The sequence below is a fragment of the Rhodospirillales bacterium genome (assembly GCA_023898805.1).
Taxonomy (GTDB): domain Bacteria; phylum Pseudomonadota; class Alphaproteobacteria; order Micavibrionales; family UBA1664; genus UBA6145.
The window spans coordinates 324,484-340,414 of sequence record CP060260.1 but is presented as its reverse complement, the minus strand read 5'-3'; the positions used below and the strand labels follow the sequence as shown (position 1 = coordinate 340,414).

General features: G+C 61.5%; 17 protein-coding genes and 1 pseudogene. 15 read left to right on the top strand and 3 right to left on the bottom strand.

Translation table 11 applies throughout. The features are described from left to right. Nucleotides 1–2 precede the first annotated feature (2 nt). The 5 genes from H6866_01745 to H6866_01725 all read left to right on the top strand — a co-directional run bounded on the left by H6866_01745 (nucleotide 3) and on the right by H6866_01725 (nucleotide 4,073). On the top strand, nucleotides 3–608 hold the full coding sequence (locus tag H6866_01745; protein USO07970.1) for a riboflavin synthase: 606 nt from the start codon (nucleotides 3–5) through the stop codon (nucleotides 606–608). A 7-nt stretch (nucleotides 609–615) separates the two neighbouring features. Next, nucleotides 616–1,710 carry a 3,4-dihydroxy-2-butanone-4-phosphate synthase gene (ribB, locus tag H6866_01740; GenBank protein USO07969.1) on the top strand — a complete coding sequence of 365 codons (1,095 nt, stop codon included), beginning with the start codon at nucleotides 616–618 and terminating at the stop codon, nucleotides 1,708–1,710. Further along, the gene (gene ribH, locus H6866_01735; GenBank protein ID USO07968.1) at nucleotides 1,707–2,174 is read left to right on the top strand and encodes a 6,7-dimethyl-8-ribityllumazine synthase; all 468 of its coding nucleotides are present in this window, start codon (nucleotides 1,707–1,709) and stop codon (nucleotides 2,172–2,174) included. The genes ribB and ribH overlap by 4 nt, the downstream gene beginning before the upstream one ends. After that, nucleotides 2,171–2,629, top strand: a complete 459-nt coding sequence (locus H6866_01730) for a DUF1948 domain-containing protein (protein USO07967.1) — start codon at nucleotides 2,171–2,173, stop codon at nucleotides 2,627–2,629. Before ribH ends, H6866_01730 begins: the two co-directional genes overlap by 4 nt. 70 nt (nucleotides 2,630–2,699) lie before the next feature. Beyond that, nucleotides 2,700–4,073 (top strand): hypothetical protein, encoded by a 1,374-nt coding sequence (locus tag H6866_01725; GenBank protein ID USO07966.1) that lies wholly within the window; start codon nucleotides 2,700–2,702, stop codon nucleotides 4,071–4,073. Nucleotides 4,074–4,110: 37 nt separating this feature from the next. Here H6866_01725 and H6866_01720 read toward each other — a convergent pair whose 3' ends face one another. Continuing rightward, complete coding sequence (locus tag H6866_01720; protein USO07965.1) at nucleotides 4,111–5,001, bottom strand: hypothetical protein; 891 nt, start codon at nucleotides 4,999–5,001, stop codon at nucleotides 4,111–4,113. A 196-nt stretch (nucleotides 5,002–5,197) separates the two neighbouring features. Here H6866_01720 and H6866_01715 point away from each other — a divergent pair, with 196 nt between their 5' ends. Both H6866_01715 and H6866_01710 read left to right on the top strand, forming a co-directional pair. Beyond that, nucleotides 5,198–5,668 carry a flagellar basal body-associated FliL family protein gene (locus H6866_01715; protein ID USO07964.1) on the top strand — a complete coding sequence of 157 codons (471 nt, stop codon included), beginning with the start codon at nucleotides 5,198–5,200 and terminating at the stop codon, nucleotides 5,666–5,668. A gap of 181 nt (nucleotides 5,669–5,849) precedes the next feature. Beyond that, nucleotides 5,850–7,952, top strand: coding sequence for a sodium-translocating pyrophosphatase (locus H6866_01710; protein USO07963.1), 2,103 nt, complete (start codon nucleotides 5,850–5,852; stop codon nucleotides 7,950–7,952). A 58-nt stretch (nucleotides 7,953–8,010) separates the two neighbouring features. Here H6866_01710 and H6866_01705 read toward each other — a convergent pair whose 3' ends face one another. Next, on the bottom strand, nucleotides 8,011–9,831 hold the full coding sequence (locus H6866_01705; protein USO07962.1) for a hypothetical protein: 1,821 nt from the start codon (nucleotides 9,829–9,831) through the stop codon (nucleotides 8,011–8,013). Between the two features lie 138 nt (nucleotides 9,832–9,969). Here H6866_01705 and H6866_01700 point away from each other — a divergent pair. After that, nucleotides 9,970–10,659: pseudogene (locus tag H6866_01700) on the top strand (response regulator transcription factor). 354 nt (nucleotides 10,660–11,013) lie between these two features. Here H6866_01700 and H6866_01695 read toward each other — a convergent pair. Continuing rightward, nucleotides 11,014–11,475, bottom strand: a complete 462-nt coding sequence (locus tag H6866_01695) for an outer membrane protein assembly factor BamE (GenBank protein USO07961.1) — start codon at nucleotides 11,473–11,475, stop codon at nucleotides 11,014–11,016. Between the two features lie 56 nt (nucleotides 11,476–11,531). Between H6866_01695 and H6866_01690 the strand changes: the two genes are divergently transcribed. From H6866_01690 to H6866_01660, 7 genes are all read left to right on the top strand, one after another. Beyond that, entirely contained in the window at nucleotides 11,532–11,993 is a 462-nt protein-coding gene (locus H6866_01690; GenBank protein USO07960.1) for a ubiquinol-cytochrome C chaperone family protein, read from the top strand. 5 nt (nucleotides 11,994–11,998) lie between these two features. Beyond that, nucleotides 11,999–12,583, top strand: a complete 585-nt coding sequence (locus tag H6866_01685) for a DUF177 domain-containing protein (protein USO07959.1) — start codon at nucleotides 11,999–12,001, stop codon at nucleotides 12,581–12,583. A 65-nt stretch (nucleotides 12,584–12,648) separates the two neighbouring features. Then, nucleotides 12,649–12,828 (top strand): 50S ribosomal protein L32, encoded by a 180-nt coding sequence (gene rpmF / locus H6866_01680; protein USO07958.1) that lies wholly within the window; start codon nucleotides 12,649–12,651, stop codon nucleotides 12,826–12,828. Nucleotides 12,829–12,947: 119 nt separating this feature from the next. Further along, complete coding sequence (plsX, locus tag H6866_01675) at nucleotides 12,948–13,991, top strand: phosphate acyltransferase PlsX (GenBank protein USO08549.1); 1,044 nt, start codon at nucleotides 12,948–12,950, stop codon at nucleotides 13,989–13,991. Beyond that, a complete protein-coding gene (locus H6866_01670; protein ID USO07957.1) occupies nucleotides 13,991–14,950 on the top strand; it encodes a ketoacyl-ACP synthase III in 960 nt (319 codons plus the stop codon). The genes plsX and H6866_01670 overlap by 1 nt, the downstream gene beginning before the upstream one ends. Nucleotides 14,951–15,049: 99 nt before the next feature. Continuing rightward, the gene (locus H6866_01665) at nucleotides 15,050–15,364 is read left to right on the top strand and encodes an integration host factor subunit alpha (GenBank protein USO07956.1); all 315 of its coding nucleotides are present in this window, start codon (nucleotides 15,050–15,052) and stop codon (nucleotides 15,362–15,364) included. A gap of 2 nt (nucleotides 15,365–15,366) precedes the next feature. After that, a complete protein-coding gene (locus tag H6866_01660) occupies nucleotides 15,367–15,885 on the top strand; it encodes a MerR family transcriptional regulator (GenBank protein ID USO07955.1) in 519 nt (172 codons plus the stop codon). Nucleotides 15,886–15,931 lie beyond the last annotated feature (46 nt).

Here is a 15,931-nt window from a genome sequence, read left to right as displayed (position 1 = left end):
CCATGTTCACAGGCATCGTCACAGATATCGGTACCGTGTTGCGCGTCGAACCGCGCGAGGGCGCGGCACTTTATGAAATCGGCACAAGGCTGGATACGGCGGCGATGGCGATCGGCGCATCCGTTGCCTGTTCGGGCGTGTGCCTGACCGTCATCGACCGGGCGCCGGGGCGGTTTTCGGTACAGGTGTCGAACGCGACGCTGGATAAAACCAATCTGGGCGGGTGGAAGGCGGGAACGCCGGTCAATCTTGAATTCGCCATGAAGCTGGGAGATGAGCTGGGCGGCCACATGGTGACCGGTCATGTCGACGGGCTGGCTTCGGTTGAACGCATTATCCCCGACGGCGCATCGCAGCGTTTGGTGATTGCCGCGCCGGATGCGCTGGCGCCGATGATCGCGACCAAGGGGTCGGTCGCGCTGGACGGCGTGTCCTTGACCGTCAACATGGTTGACGGCAGCCGGTTTTCGGTGAATATCATCCCGCATACGCTGGCCGCGACCACGCTGGGCGCGGCGAAAGTCGGGCAGGCGATGAACGTCGAGGTGGACGTGCTGGCGCGGTATATCGCGCGGCAGCTTGAATTCACCGCGCAAAAAGGCCTATAAGGCGGGCATGTCCGTCATTTCCTTCAACGATGTCCGCGACGCGCGGCTGGGCGCCGAGGATCAAAACGCGCTTTCAGGCGCGGCCGAGATCATCGCCGAGGCGCGCGAAGGGCGCATGTTCATCCTTGTCGACGACGCCGACCGCGAGAACGAGGGCGATTTGATTATCCCGGCGCAGATGGCGACGCCCGCGATCATCAATTTCATGGCGACGCATGGGCGCGGGTTGATCTGCCTTGCCATGGAAAAGCCGATGGTCGACCGTTTGGGGCTGGGGATGATGGTGTCGCGCAACCGCGACGCGCACGCGACCGCCTTTACCGTGTCGATCGAGGCGCGCGAAGGCGTGACCACCGGTATTTCCGCGCCGGACCGCGCGCGCACGGTGCAGGTGGCGATCGACCCGAACGCCGGGGCGCAGGACATCGTGACGCCGGGACATATTTTTCCGCTGCAGGCGGTGGAGGGTGGCGTGCTGGTGCGCGCGGGGCATACGGAAGCCGCGGTCGACATCGCGCGCATGGCCGGTTTGCGGCCCGCGGGCGTGATCTGCGAAATCATGAAGGACGATGGGACCATGGCGCGGCTGCCGGACCTGATCGCCTTCGCCCAGCGGCACAATATCCGCGTCGGCACCATCGCCGATCTGATCGCATTCCGGCTTCAGACCGAAAAACTGGTCGAACGCATGGATGAGCAGACGATCGAGTCTGTCCATGGCGGCGCGTGGCGGATGATTACCTATAAAAACCGGCTGGATGGCGCGCAGGTCCATGCGCTGGTCAAGGGGCAGCCCACGCCGGATACGCCGGTTCTGGTGCGTGTGCAGGCGTTGAACATGGCGACGGACGTTTTGGGCGCGGGGGATTCAACCCTGCGCCGCGCGATGGAGGTCATCGGGCGCGAAGGAACGGGCGTCGTCGTGTTGTTCCGCGAGCCGGTGGGCGAGGGTGGGCAGAACACGCTGCGTCATGTCGGGGTGGGGTCGCAGATTTTGCGCGATCTGGGCGTGGGCGCGATGATTTTGCTGACGCACGCGGCGAAACAGGTTATTGGTCTGCACGGCTTCGGCCTGAACATCGTCGAACAGCGGACATTATGAAGATTGAACGGACCAACAAAGACGCACCCGCCAAAGTGGGTGGACGGGCGCTGGTGATCGAGGCGCGGTTTTATCAGGAAATCGCGGATCAAATGTTCGTGGGCGCCGCGCGCGTGTTGGAGGCCGCCGGCATGGCGGTCGAGCGTATCGATGTGCCGGGCGCGCTGGAAATTCCGGCGGCCTTGCAGATGGCCGCGCTTTCAGGGCGGTACGACGCCTTTGTCGTCACGGGCTGCGTCATTCGCGGGGAAACCTATCATTTCGAGATCGTGTGCGGCGAGAGCGCGCACGGCATTTCCAGCGTCACGCTGGCGCATGAACTTTGTGTGGGCAACGCGGTCTTGACCGTGAATACGATCGAGCAGGCTGCCGAACGCGCCGATCCGGACCGGCTGGACAAGGGCGGGGATGCCGCGCGCGCGGCGGTGCGGATGCTGGAAGTGAAAAAGGCGTTTGTAGCATGAGCGCGCCCAAACCATCGAAAAAAGCCAGGAACACGGCGGCGCGGCTGGTGGCCGTGCAATGCGTTTACGACATGATCCTGACCGGGCATTCGGCGGACGCGGTGCTGGAGGCGTATCGCGACCATCGCCACGGGCAGGCCGTGGAAGATATTGATTTCGTGCCCGCGGATCTGGAGCTTCTGGCCAAAATCGTGCGCGGCGTGGCTGAGCGGCGCGCCGAGCTGGTCGACATGGTCATGGGCGCGTTGGACAAGCGGCAGGGGCAGACCCAACCGGAGCCGCTGTTGCGCGCGGTGCTTTTGTGCGGCGCGTATGAAATGCTGGCGCATCACGAAATCGACGCACCCTTGCTGATCGCCGAATATCTGGCGGTCGCGGAAGGGTTTTTCGGCGAGGCGGAAACCAAGCTGACCCATGCCGTGCTGGACAGGCTGAACAAGGCTTTGCGCGGCTGAAATTTTTTATGGCAATCTGGATTTCCGGGGGTTATGGTTCCTCCCCATGGGACATGCATCGACACTTTTCATGGAAGCGACGCGGCTGCGCCTGGGCCCCCGGACACTGGTGTCGCAACTGGCGCGGATCGAGCAAGAAGCCGGCCGTTTTGAAATGGAATATATGCGCTGCCGTCCGCAGGACGAACAGGCGCTTCATGCACATGACGAATGGGTATACAGCGCGCAAGGGCAGGCTGTTTTAAACCGGCTGGGCCAGCGGATATTGCAGGTCATCGCACAATATCCCGCCGGGTCGGGGACTGCTTTTGATTTAAGGCACATATCGAAGGGTGTGGCGTCGGCGTTTCACATCATCCGTACCGAGGGCTATACGCATGACTGGCGTAGCCTGATGCTGTTCCCGTGTCTGGCGCATGATCTGGGGCGGTTGGCCGAGGCGCAGTTGACTGGCGACATGAATATGGTGCGCATGGTCGGGCAGCAACATGCGCTGATCAGTTTCGAGGCGTTCGCGGATATTCTGCGCGAGCCGGATTTTCTGGAGATTCCGCGCGCGCTGACCGACGAGATGCTGTACGCGGTGCTGAAGCATCGCAGCCATGAAGGGCAAAACCGAACCATGGCCGTGATGGTTCAGCGCAGCGACCGCGAACAAGGTGCCGGCGCAGAGAATATCGTGCGGGTCGCGTTGTACGACGTGGGTGTTCATGGTGCGGCGATGGCGCTGCCGGATTTCAAGAAGGTTGAATTTCCGGACACGCGACAAGAAGGGATTGATGCGGGGTACCTGACCGCCGTCAATGCGTTCGCGGCGTATCTGTATGACAATGCGGGGTCGGACGCGGCGCAGATAGCCAATACGCTTAGGGCCCAGTCGCTGGTTTTCGTCCAGATGGCGTCAGTCGGTCATGGAAGCAGTACGCTGAACGCGGGTAGTACAGACGCGGGATGGGATAAAGACCCGTTCATCCGCTGGAGCGAGAGGGTGTATAACCTGCGCGACCAGATGGACGTTTTGGCACAGGCGCGGGCGTTGCGTGGTGTGGCACGGGCCAAGCTGGTGCAAACAGCCTTTTACACGCCGGAAACCTGCCGCAATACGGTGATGACGGTTCTGGGTTCGCCCAACCGGAAACTGGATGCAGATGCGCGAAGCCATATTTCGGCACGGCTGGACGAATTGCCATTGCCCGCGCTGCGCGCGCTGGCCGCCGGGCTGATCCTGACGCAGGAATGGCGCTATGCCGACGATCTGCGGCAGCTTTCCGTGCTCAAAGCCGCGATCGACGATGAGGCGGCACCGGGCTGGCAGCGCAAGCTGGCCTGTCAGGCGAGTTGCAGCATGGGCGTGGCCACGCATTGCGCGCCGCCTGTTCCGGGAATAAACTTTGTTTACGGCGGTCGCGCCGGTGCGGAATTCGACGCTTCCTATACGCTTTGAGAGTCTTGCCCCACGTCGTCATTGCAATGATGGGATACTAAATACCGGGGGTGGGCGGAGGTTCGACCGTGATGATCTCGCCGGTCGTCACCGCGACGCCGAAGCGTTTGGCGAAAACGCGGCCTTCCGGTGTGCGCAGATAGCGGTTGATTTCCTTCAGCGCCTCGTAACGGTCGCTTTGCGGACTTTTTTCGTTATTCCTGAACGTGCCGTCCGGCATTTTGAACAGGATGTCCTTGTACGGGTGCATGTCGATCAACCCGTCTTCGTTCAGCTCTTCCAGCAGAATGCGGTATTGCTTGCCCTGCGCGCCGTCTTCCTGGATCAGGATGGGCAGGATCGTTTTTTCAAAGTGCAGCTGATTGGGGGCGATCGTGTTGCTTAAAATCCATCTTGTGTCGCGGTACAGGCTGCTGAAATAGCTTTTCCACTTGCCCGACATGATGCCGATCAGATGTTCGTAATCCTTTTTGGGGACGATCTCCGGGTTCGCCAGATGCGCGAAAACGACCATGTTTCCGTCTTCGCAGTGTTTCGCGGCCTTTTCGATCAGTTTCTCGATCCGGTGGGCGAGGGCGCGGCTGGATCTTGAATCCGCCTCGTCGTTGAAGATGTCGCGGATGCGGACCGGCCTTTCCTCGACGCGGATTTTCTGTTCGCGAAGGGGGCGACCGGTTTTCGGATCAAGGGCCCATTCAAACCGTTCGCCGCCTTCGGCTTTTTTGATCGCCGGGGTGTACCAGGTTGTCTGGATATAGGCGATGGGACCGCCTTTCCTGGCGCCGCGCAGGGTGCGTTTGACCATGTGGTTGGTGTATAGCGCTGCGCCGCCGCCGATCGCCGCGCCCAAAAAGAGGTGCCCGATATGCTCGCCGACGACTTTGGTGCCGACGTCAAAAAGAAAGGCTGACCAGCTGAATGGCTCCATTATGCCTGATTTATTAACATAACCATGGGTTTGGTACAAGTTATGGTTATTGCGCGGGTTTTGGCTGTCTTTCCGCGCGGGGGATTCCCTAAAATTCAGGCTTTTGGTTACCCCCGGTTAATATATTGCGGCGCATAATTATAGTGTGCCGGTGTTATGTACGGCGCGGCATATAACAACCGAGGCTTGGGACCAGATGAAAAAAATCCTGCTGCCACTTTTGGCTTTGTTGCTGCTCGCGGGCGGCGGCGCGGGGGCTTATTTCTACATGGGCAAGTCCGAGGCCGCGACCACCGCCGACGCGGCGAAAGAGGCCAAAAAGGCGGAAGGCGAGGCCGGCAAGGACGAGTCCGTCTACGTCCAGATGGCCCCCATCGTGCTGCCGATCATCGACCGCAACGGCATCAGCCAGACGATTTCGATGGTCGTTTCCCTTCAGGTCGAAGGCAAGGCCGAGGCCGACACGGTCAAGGAAAAGCTGCCGCGCCTTGCGGATGCGTTCCTTTCGGACATGTACGGCACGTTGAGCACAAAAGCGATGATGCAGAGCGGCGTCATCAAGGTCAGCGAGCTTAAGGCGCGCCTGGTTTCGATCACCGACCGGGTGATGGGCGAAGGCGCGGTCAACGGCGTTCTTCTGCAGGTCTTGCAACAGCATCCGGGATAAACTCTCGATCATCCTGATATCGACGTGCATGCCCCGGCCAAAGCCGGGGCTGTCGTTTTTGGCAGTCCCGGCCATTTGTGGGGCATGACGGACCGGCGGGTCTTGCCAAGGGCGGATTTCCGTGGTCTGCTTGCCCGCCCTTTTGGTTAAGGGCTTAAAAACCATAATGAATTGGGGAATCATGACTCAGGAACAGACTATCGTACTGGCATGCGGCGCGTTGTCGCTGCTGTACGGCGCCGTGACCACGAGCGGTGTGCTCAAGGCCGATGCGGGCAACGACCGCATGAAACAGATCGCCGCCGCCATTCAGGAAGGCGCTGCCGCCTATCTCAACCGCCAGTACACGACCATCGGGGCCGTGGGTGTGGTCGTCGCGATCGCGTTGGGCAAGCTTCTGGGTTGGCACGTCGCCACCGGGTTCGCCATCGGCGCGGTGCTTTCTGGTCTGGCCGGATATATCGGCATGAACATCTCGGTGCGCGCGAACGTGCGCGTGACGCAGGCGGCGACCAAGGGTTTGCCCGAGGCGATGGGCGTGGCCTTCAGGGCCGGGGCCGTCACCGGCCTGCTGGTCGTGGGTCTGGGCCTTCTGGGCGTGGCCGGTTATTATTTCTATCTGCTTTCCAAGGGCGCGGAGCTGCGCCACGCGCTTGAGGCGCTGGTGGGGCTGGGCTTCGGCGCGTCGCTGATTTCGATCTTCGCGCGGCTTGGCGGCGGCATCTTCACCAAGGGCGCCGACGTGGGCGCGGACCTTGTGGGCAAGGTGGAAGCCGGCATCCCCGAGGACGACCCGCGCAACCCCGCCGTGATCGCGGACAACGTGGGCGACAACGTCGGCGATTGCGCTGGCATGGCCGCGGATTTGTTTGAAACCTATGCCGTGACCGTCGTCGCGACCATGCTGATCGCGTTCAGCGTGTTTAGCGAGGACGTGGCCGGTCAGATGATGATGCTGCCCCTGCTGTTGGGCGCCGTGGGTATCGCGGCGTCGACCGTCGGGACGTTCTTCGTGCGTCTGAGCCATGGATCGCGCAACGTCATGGGCGCGCTTTACAAGGGTCTGATCGTTTCCGGCGTGCTGTCGCTGGGTGCGATCTGGTGGTATCTGGATACCAAGATCGGGCTGAACACCCAGTTCGCGTTGCAGGAACGCGGGCAGTTCTATACCGCGCAGAACCTCCTGTACTGCGCCGTGGTCGGGCTTGGCGTGACCGCGCTTTTGGTCTGGATCACCGAGTATTACACCGGCACGGGTTTCCGTCCGGTGCGTTCGGTCGCGGCGGCCTCGGCCACCGGGCACGGCACCAACGTGATCCAGGGGCTTGCGGTTTCGATGGAAGCCACCGCGCTTCCCGTCGTCGTGATCTGCGCGGGCATCTATCTTGCCTATGCGCAGGCGGGCCTGTACGGCATCGCGATGGCGGCGACGACGATGCTCTCGCTGGCCGGGATGATCGTCGCTCTGGACGCCTTCGGCCCTGTTACCGACAATGCCGGCGGCATCGCCGAAATGTCGGAACTGCCCAAGGATATCCGCGAAACCACCGACACGCTGGACGCCGTGGGCAACACGACCAAGGCCGTGACCAAGGGGTACGCGATCGGGTCGGCCGGTCTGGCCGCGCTGGTCCTGTTCGCCGCGTATACCGAGGAGCTTAAGCACTATCTGCCGGATCTGACGGTCAATTTCTCGCTGCAGGATCCGTTCGTGGTGATCGGGCTGTTCATCGGCGGGTTGCTGCCGTATCTGTTCGGCGCGTTGTCGATGACGGCGGTCGGCCGCGCGGCGGGTTCCGTGGTGGTGGAAGTCCGCCGCCAGTTCAAGGAAATCCCCGGCATCATGGAAGGCAAGGCCAAGCCCGATTATTCCAAGGCCGTGGACATGCTTACGCGTGCCGCGATCAAGGAAATGGTCGTGCCTTCGCTGCTTCCCATCGCGGCGCCGGTGGCGCTGTTCTATGTGGTGAAATGGGTTTCGGGCGATGCGAGTGCGGGCTTCCAGGCCCTGGGCGCGCTGTTGCTCGGCACCATCGTCACCGGCCTGTTCGTCGCGATTTCGATGACATCGGGCGGCGGCGCGTGGGACAACGCGAAAAAATACATCGAGGAAGGCCATCACGGCGGCAAAGGTTCGGACGCGCACAAGGCGGCCGTGACCGGCGACACCGTGGGCGACCCGTACAAGGATACGGCGGGTCCCGCCGTCAACCCGCTGATCAAGATCGCGAACATCGTCGCGATCCTGCTGGTCGCCGTCGTCGCCAAGATGATGACGCAGTAAGCGGTTTCCTGATTAACCCTGATTTACGAAGCCCGCCCCGAAAGGGGCGGGTTTTTCATCAGGTCAGTTTCAGGCTCCTTTGTTCGCGCCGCGCGGTTATTGCGGCGACCACTCTGCGCACAAGGTCGATGCCTGTGTTTGTGTTCGGCATGTCGCGCAGGCGCATGATGGCGGCATCGCCCCGCTCCATCGCGTCGAGCCTGAGCAACAGCCGGTCGATGTAATGGCGTTTGTATTCGTTGTCGAAGCGGTGTTTGCGGATTTCCGCGCGGGTGCGCGGAGGCAGGGCCGCGCGCCATTGTGCGCTGACCTCGTTGTTCGGCATGGACGCGCAGGACAGGATGGTCTTGAGTTTCGCCCAATCGCGCGTGTGCAATATTTGTGTAATGGCGTGGGGCAGGTGTTGCGCCTCGGACCCATCGCGCCAGTCCGGGTGTTTTGCGACCAGCGCGAAAAGATGCGCAAGCGTGTTCATGCGTTTCTGGCGGTCGCGGGCCCAGCGCCCGGAGCGTGGGTGTTTTTTTTCGGATAAAAGATTGGCGTATAGCGGCGCGATTTGTGCCGCACCCAGTGTCCGACGCCATGCGGGAACCGAAAGGGCGACCGAAAGCGCGCGTTGGGCCGTGCCCTCGCAGCCCCATGTGGCGGCGGCGGAAATGAGGTCGGCAACCAGCGCCGGTTCGACCAGATCGCGCGCCTTTTTGTGTTGGGACAGCGTTTGCAGGATATCGGGCAGGAAGTGAAGGAATTCCGTTTGCGTCTGATGGTCCATTTGCGCGCGTTCGGACCGATCGTAGGCCTCGAATGAATGGTCGTCCTCATCCCTGTCCTCATCCTCCACCTCCGGCTGTTGCGCGGCATAGGCGGCAAGATTTTTTAGGCGCAACACATAACGAGAGGTGAAGGTTTCGGCCAGACGGTCCGGCGGAATCAGATCCGGCCCGTCCGCGCCCGCAACGGCGGCAAAATTCAGTAAAATCCGGGCGCGGTCGGCCTGCCGGTTATAAAAATCCCCCGTTTCAAGGTAGCCGAGCACCGGTCCGGCCAACGCCCGCGCCAGCCCCGGCGTTGCGCGCAGCAGCGCGGGAAAAAGAATTCCGCCGTCGGAATAGGATTCACTGGTGGCGCTGAGGTTATAAAGCGAGATCAGATGACGCGCCCCGGTTGCCAACTCCAGATAGGCGTATGTGCCGGTGTTGTCATCGTGGTGCCCGAATGCGGTGTCCTTGCAATAGGCATCGAAGGCCTCGCGCGTGTTAAAGCCATACAGCCGGAAGCCGGGTGTTGCTGCGTGCAGGATCGCGCCACCGTCAGAGAGATATTTTTGATCGCGGTGTTCGATGAATTGCCGGTTGGCGGCGAAGGCACGGCGACGGTCGATCAGGTCCAGTGCTTCTTCAAGCTCGTATATCCGCCTGTGGACGTGCAGGGGGTTGCGTCCGGCGGGGCGTGCATCCCAGCTGCGCTTTTGTCCTGTCGCCTGCGGCATCATGTAAGGCGGGATTTCGTAGGGGGTTCCGGCTTTAGCCGCGCCGGCAAGACGTTCCAGCAGCGCGCGGGCATTGGGAAGCTGGTCATACGCCATGCCGAAACGGAACCAGCGCATCAGTGTGTGCATCCCTGATTTATCCGGCGCGGGGTCGGTTTCAAACAGGCGGTCCGCGAGGAACGCGACAAAGGCGGCCTTGTCCTTCGGCTTCATTTCACTGTCGCTGTTGAACCAGTCTTCGTTTTTGATTTTGAAACGGGGGCGCCAGGCCGCAAGCCAGCCGCCATGGACAAGGCGGTCATCAATGGCGCGCTTGTGCTGTGCCCATAAAGCGGTAAGCGTCTGGACGGCAAGGGGCTTGAATTCCGGGTTCGAGGATGCGGGGTTCATGGTTTACGTAAGTAACAGGTTTTGCGGCGGTGAGCCAGAAAGAGGGCTGATCGCCAGGTGTTTATTTGACATAGTCATAATAATTTTCTAGGTTCGCGGTGCATTTCGAAAGTGGCTTTACGGGAGGGTATTTCAGCCATGCGTGTTTTGTTGGTCGAGGATGATTCAGCGACAGCCCAGTCGATGGAGCTGATGCTGAAAAGCGAAAATTTCAATGTCTACACGACCGACAGCGGCGAGGAGGCGATCGACCTCGGCAAGCTGTATGATTACGACATCATCCTGCTGGACCTGAACCTTCCGGACATGTCTGGATACGAGGTTTTGCGCACGCTGCGTGTAGCTAAGGTGAAAACCCCCATTATGATCGTCAGCGGTCTGGCCGGGATTCAAGACAAGGTCAAGGGGCTGGGCTTTGGCGCCGACGACTATCTGACCAAGCCGTTCCACAAGGACGAAATGGTGGCGCGGCTTCACGCCATCGTGCGCCGGTCAAAGGGGCACGCGCAATCGGTCATCACCACGGGCGATCTGGTTGTCAATCTGGATGAAAAGACGGTAAGCATCGCGGGTGCACGCGTCTATCTGACCGGCAAGGAATACCAGATGCTGGAGCTCCTGTCGCTGCGCAAGGGCACGACCCTGAGCAAGAACATGTTTCTGAGCCATCTTTACGGCGGTATCGATGAACCCGAATTGAAAATCATCGATGTTTTCATCTGCAAGCTGCGTAAAAAACTGGCCGATGCCTCGCGCAGTCAGGCCTATCCGGACGGGTTGGTGTTCATCGAAACTGTTTGGGGGAAGGGTTGCCGGCTTGTGGATCCTGCCATCGTGCGCGGTAACGATTCAAAAATCGAGAACGAAGGCGCGGGCCCCGCGCAGGCGGAAGCGATGCGCGTATTGTTCAACCGCGAAGGGCTGGATATTCGCGCCAATGCGGTGTCGTGCCGCGCGGCGTTCAACGGTACGGCGATCGCGGATATCAACACGCCGCAACTGGCGGCGGTGGCCGCGACGCTGGGGGAATACGGGTTGAGGAAAGTGGACGCACAATTGATGCGTTATGCCGTCAGGCTTGCGACTGGCGACGAGATCGACGAAAGAGGGGCCCAATCATACGAAACACAGGCGCGGGCGGCATTGCGCCGGGCCGGGGTGCCCATTGGGTTCGGACTTTGATCAGATATTCGTATCGGTGGCTTTGAGTTTTTTGCTTTTGTTGAAGCGGCCGAGATTGCCCAGAAGCTGTTGCGCCGCCGTCAGGTCGTGGCCGCTGGTGGGCGTGATGCTGCGCACCAGCGGGACGTCGACGGGCTTGGCGTCGAGTTTCTGAAGCGAGGTCATGGTTCCGTCCTGCGCGAATTTTACCTCATAGACCGTGCGGTCGGTGGTCTTGGGATCAAGAAAAGCTGTCTTTTCGGTTTTCTGGCCGATGTAATACCAGATGCTGTCGTCGAACATCGCGGTGGTCGTGGGTGTCCCCAACGCCTGAAGCACGTCGGCGCGCGAGGCGCCGGCGGGGACGTGGGCGATGTCCTCCTCGGTCAGGTAGATGCCGTTGGTCGCGCGGACGGGGGTGCAGGCACCAAGGGCGAGGGCGGCGCAGGCAACGGCAAGAAGGATCGGGTGGGTGTTTTTCATGTTCTCACCTTTCCGGAATTTCTTGTCTGCGGTCAAGTCTGGTTTATAACTCACGCATGTTTACGTTATTAAAAAGGCAAAAAGCGGGCGCAGCGCAGGGCGATGTCGCCGCCTTGTTCGAGGCGGCGCTGGCGGCTTCGCGCAATCCGGCCCTGTATCGCGATTATGGCGTGCCGGATACGTTCGACGGACGGTTCGACGCGCTGCTTTTGCATTTGGTCCCGATGTTCCGGCAACTGGCGGGCGACGAAAAGGCGGCGCAAGCGCTTTACGATCTGGTGTTCCGGCGGCTTGAACTGGCGTTGCGCGAAAGCGGGGCGGGGGATCTGGGCGTGGCGCGGCAGGTGCGCGCGATGATGAAGGCGTTTTACGGGCGCATGGTGGCCTATGGCGACTGCCAGACAGATACGGCGTGGCGCGAGGCACTGACCCGCAACCTGTATGGCACGGTTCCGGGCATTGAAGTTCCGGACGGCATGGTGGTTTATGCGCGCAATCTGATGGAACGGAAAGGATGAAGGCAATGGCATCTCCAGTGGAGTTTTCGGTATGTGTGCCGGCGGCGCGGATCGCGGCGGCGGAAGATCATATCGTGCGGTTTGCGGCGGATGAAAAGGCGCGCGCGCTTCTGGCGCGGCGGCTGGGCGTCGAGGGTGTCGACGTGCTGGAGGGTGAAACACGGCTGCGCCGCCAGCCGGACGGCATGACCATCCATGCGCAGGGCACGTTCCGGGCGGAGGTAACGCAGGCCTGCGTTACCACGCTGGAACCTGTCCGGGACAGCATCGCCGAGACGTTCGAGGGCTGGTATCTGGACGAATCCCAGGCCTCGTCGTTCGCCCGCGCGCGGCGGCGGCAGATCGAGGTCGATGCCGGGGACTTGCCGCCGGAGGAGGGCGAAATGCCGGTTCCGGACGAACGGGAAGATCCGGAACCCGTGGTCGGCGGGGTGATCGACGTGGGCGAGCTTGTGGCCCAGCACCTGTCCTTGGCCATCAATCCCTATCCGCACAGCGCGGCGGCGCTGGCGGCGGGGCCGGTAGGGGACGAAAAATCCCTTGAAAAACCAAGCCCCTTCGCGGTTTTGAAGGCCTTGAAAGAGAAATAATAGTTGCGCGCGGGCCCGGTATTGGTTAAACAGCCCGTGCAAAACCATTAACAAGAGATTTGGCCATGGCCGTTCCTAAGCGAAAAACCTCCCCCATGAAGCGCGACCAGCGCCGCTCGCACCATACGCTCGAAGCCACCAACTGGGTCGAAGACACCCACACGGGCGAACCCAAGCGCCGCCACCATATCGACCTGAAGACCGGTATGTACCGGGGCAAACAGGTCATTGACGCCAAAGACTGAGCCTCTATTCTGTCCGACGCGGTGAAAGGGAATACCTTGCACCGCGTTTAACTTTTTACGGGTAACTTTTTACGGGGGTCCGTCGTCTCGTGGACGCCATCCGCATCGCACTCGACGCCATGGGCGGGGATCACGGCCCCGGCGTCGTCGTACCCGCCGCCGCGCTGGCCCTTAAGCAGCGGCCCCATCTGAAATTCCGGTTTTTCGGCGACAGCGCCAAAATCGCGCCTTTCCTGACCCCCGATCTGCAGGCCGTGTCCGAGGTCGTGCACACGGACGAGGTGATCGCCGCGCATGAAAAGCCGTCCTCGGCGCTGCGCCGGGGCAAGAATTCGTCAATGCGGCTGGCGATCGACGACGTGGACGCGGGACGGGCGGATTGCGTCGTTTCGGCCGGAAATACCGGTGCCCTGATGGCGACGGCGAAGCTGGTCTTAAGAATGCTGCCGGGTATCGATAGGCCCGCGATCGCGACCATCCTGCCCAACATGCATGGCGGGACAGTGACGCTGGACCTTGGCGCCAATCTGGAGGTCGATGCCGGAAATCTTGTGCAATTCGCCATTCTGGGCGCGTGTTTCGCGCGCACCGCGATGGGGATCGAGCATCCTTGCGTCGGTATCCTGAATATCGGGTCGGAAGACACCAAGGGGCATGAATATCTTCAGGACGCCGCGGAAATGCTGGCGGCGTCAAGCGCGTTCAGCGGCCGGTATGTCGGTTTCGTCGAAGGCAACGACATCACCGCCGGGACCGTGGACGTGGTGGTGACGGACGGATTTACCGGCAATGTCGCGCTCAAGACCGCCGAAGGGGTGGGCAAGTTCATCGCCAAGGTGCTGCGGGAAGAGTTTTCACGCACACCGTTTTCCAAGTTGGCGGGGTTGATCGCGCTGGGTGCGATGCGGCGCGCGAAAAAGCGCATGGATCCGCGCACCTATAACGGGGCGATGTTTCTGGGCTTGTCGCAAGTGTGCATCAAAAGCCACGGCAGCGCCGACGCCTTTGCGTTTTCGCGCGCGATACTGGTGGGCGCGGGCATGGTCGAAAACCGCTTTAACGCGATGGTGGCCGAACAGGTGCAGGCGGTGGCCCATGCGAGCGTTCACGTGCCAGTCCCCGCGCCGGACCATACGCCCGTGGGTTCGGGAGAGGCCGCCTGATGAAGCGCGCGCGTATTCTTTCGACCGGCGCGTATCTGCCCGCGCGCGTGATGACCAACGCCGATCTTGAAAAAATGGTCGATACGTCGGATGAAAAAATCGTCCAGCTGACAGGCATCCGCGAACGGCGCATCGCCGCCGAGGGCGAGCTGACATCCCACATGGCGCTTGAGGCCGCGCGCAAGGCGCTTGTACATGCGCGGCTTACGCCCGCCGATATCGACGCGGTGATCGTCGCCACCACCACACCGGATGACACGTTTCCCGCCACCGCGGTCAAGGTGCAGGCGGGGCTGGGCATGACGCACGGTTTCGCGTTCGACGTGCAGGCGGTGTGTTCAGGCTTCATCTATGCGCTGGCCACGGCCAACGCGATGATCGCGTCGGGCCAGATCAGGCGCGCGATCGTCATCGGGGCTGAAAAAATGTCCTCGATTATCGATTGGCACGACCGAAATACCTGCATCCTGTTCGGGGACGGGGCCGGGGCGGCGGTGGTCGAGGCGACGGAAGACGCGAAGGCGGGCATTATCGGGGTGCATCTTCATTCCGACGGGCGGTTCCGTGACATGCTGTACACCGATGGCGGGCCGGCCAGCACGGGGCGCGCGGGCGTGATCCGGATGCAAGGGCGCGAAGTGTTCAAGCACGCGGTCGAGGCGCTGGCGCAGGTGGTGGACGAGGCGCTGGAGGCCAGCGGCTGCCAACCCTCCGACATCGACCTTCTGGTGCCGCATCAGGCCAATGTGCGGATTATCGAGGGGACGGCCAAAAAACTGGGCCTGCCGATGGAAAAAGTCGTGCTGACGCTGGAGCGGCAGGGCAATACCTCGGCCGCCAGCATCCCGCTTGCGCTGGACAGCGCGATCGGCGCGGGGCGGGCCAAGCGCGGCGATCTTCTGCTGCTCGAAGCCATGGGCGGCGGGTTTACGTGGGGCAGCGTTTTACTCCGCTGGTAGTTCCTGTGGACAGATCACGCGAAATTCCGCACGCGACTCTTGACGCCGGTCGCTTGAACTGCTTCTAATAAGTCATTCACAACAAAAAGGTTTCACGCGATGAGCAACCGTACGATTACGCGCGCCGATCTGGCCGAGTCCGTATACGCCACCGTGGGTCTGTCCCGCGCGGAATCGGGCGATCTGGTGGAGGCGGTGCTGGACGAAATGTCCGAGGCCATCCTGCGCGAGGGGGGGCTTAAGGTGTCCTCTTTCGGGTCCTTCTCGGTCCGGTCCAAAAAAGAACGCATCGGGCGCAACCCGAAAACCGGCGTCGAGGTTCCGATCACGCCGCGCAAGGTGCTGGTGTTCCGCGCCTCGCACATCCTGAAAAAACGCATGAATGACAGCAATGACAACGGGGGGAACGCGTAACCATGCAAGACGCCAGCATACAAGCCAGCGATTTCGACACACGGGATGAGGGAGGCGAGGTCCGCAAGACCGGCGGCGCGTTCCGTACCATTTCCGAAGTCGCCGAGGAACTGGGCGTGCAGCAGCATGTCCTGCGTTTCTGGGAAACCAAATTCAGCCAGATCCGCCCGATGAAACGCGGCGGCGGGCGGCGGTATTACCGTCCGGAGGATGTCGCTTTGCTCAAGCACATCCATACGCTTCTGTATTCGGAGGGTTATACGATCAAGGGCGCGCAAAAGCTTTTGAAAGGCCAGTCCAAGGGCGCCATCGCCGCCGAGGCGGCAGGCCGCGCGCAGGCCAATGCGGGCAATATCGCGCCGATTTCATCGGTCGCGGCTGCACCGTCGGCGCCTGCCGCAGCGAAAGCCGAAACCGTGGCCGATGCCGGGGCGGATCTTTCGCCGCTGATGGTCGAGGCTTTGCAAGGCATGCTTAAGGATCTTAAAGAATTGCGTGCGCTGGTCGGCAAGGCCGCCTGATTTTCATACGCCGAACCGTTTTCAACCGCCGCCCATAACCGGGCGG

Excerpts from the sequence above, each read along its gene's own strand:
- H6866_01745 (USO07970.1), top strand. The coding sequence starts at position 3 with ATGTTCACAGGCATCGTCACAGATATCGGTACCGTGTTGCGCGTCGAA.
- ribB (USO07969.1), top strand. The coding sequence starts at position 616 with ATGTCCGTCATTTCCTTCAACGATGTCCGCGACGCGCGGCTGGGCGCC.
- ribH (USO07968.1), top strand. The coding sequence starts at position 1,707 with ATGAAGATTGAACGGACCAACAAAGACGCACCCGCCAAAGTGGGTGGA.
- H6866_01730 (USO07967.1), top strand. The coding sequence starts at position 2,171 with ATGAGCGCGCCCAAACCATCGAAAAAAGCCAGGAACACGGCGGCGCGG.
- H6866_01725 (USO07966.1), top strand. The coding sequence starts at position 2,700 with ATGGAAGCGACGCGGCTGCGCCTGGGCCCCCGGACACTGGTGTCGCAA.
- H6866_01720 (USO07965.1), bottom strand. The coding sequence starts at position 5,001 with ATGGAGCCATTCAGCTGGTCAGCCTTTCTTTTTGACGTCGGCACCAAA.
- H6866_01715 (USO07964.1), top strand. The coding sequence starts at position 5,198 with ATGAAAAAAATCCTGCTGCCACTTTTGGCTTTGTTGCTGCTCGCGGGC.
- H6866_01710 (USO07963.1), top strand. The coding sequence starts at position 5,850 with ATGACTCAGGAACAGACTATCGTACTGGCATGCGGCGCGTTGTCGCTG.
- H6866_01705 (USO07962.1), bottom strand. The coding sequence starts at position 9,831 with ATGAACCCCGCATCCTCGAACCCGGAATTCAAGCCCCTTGCCGTCCAG.
- H6866_01695 (USO07961.1), bottom strand. The coding sequence starts at position 11,475 with ATGAAAAACACCCACCCGATCCTTCTTGCCGTTGCCTGCGCCGCCCTC.
- H6866_01690 (USO07960.1), top strand. The coding sequence starts at position 11,532 with ATGTTTACGTTATTAAAAAGGCAAAAAGCGGGCGCAGCGCAGGGCGAT.
- H6866_01685 (USO07959.1), top strand. The coding sequence starts at position 11,999 with ATGGCATCTCCAGTGGAGTTTTCGGTATGTGTGCCGGCGGCGCGGATC.
- rpmF (USO07958.1), top strand. The coding sequence starts at position 12,649 with ATGGCCGTTCCTAAGCGAAAAACCTCCCCCATGAAGCGCGACCAGCGC.
- plsX (USO08549.1), top strand. The coding sequence starts at position 12,948 with ATGGGCGGGGATCACGGCCCCGGCGTCGTCGTACCCGCCGCCGCGCTG.
- H6866_01670 (USO07957.1), top strand. The coding sequence starts at position 13,991 with ATGAAGCGCGCGCGTATTCTTTCGACCGGCGCGTATCTGCCCGCGCGC.
- H6866_01665 (USO07956.1), top strand. The coding sequence starts at position 15,050 with ATGAGCAACCGTACGATTACGCGCGCCGATCTGGCCGAGTCCGTATAC.
- H6866_01660 (USO07955.1), top strand. The coding sequence starts at position 15,367 with ATGCAAGACGCCAGCATACAAGCCAGCGATTTCGACACACGGGATGAG.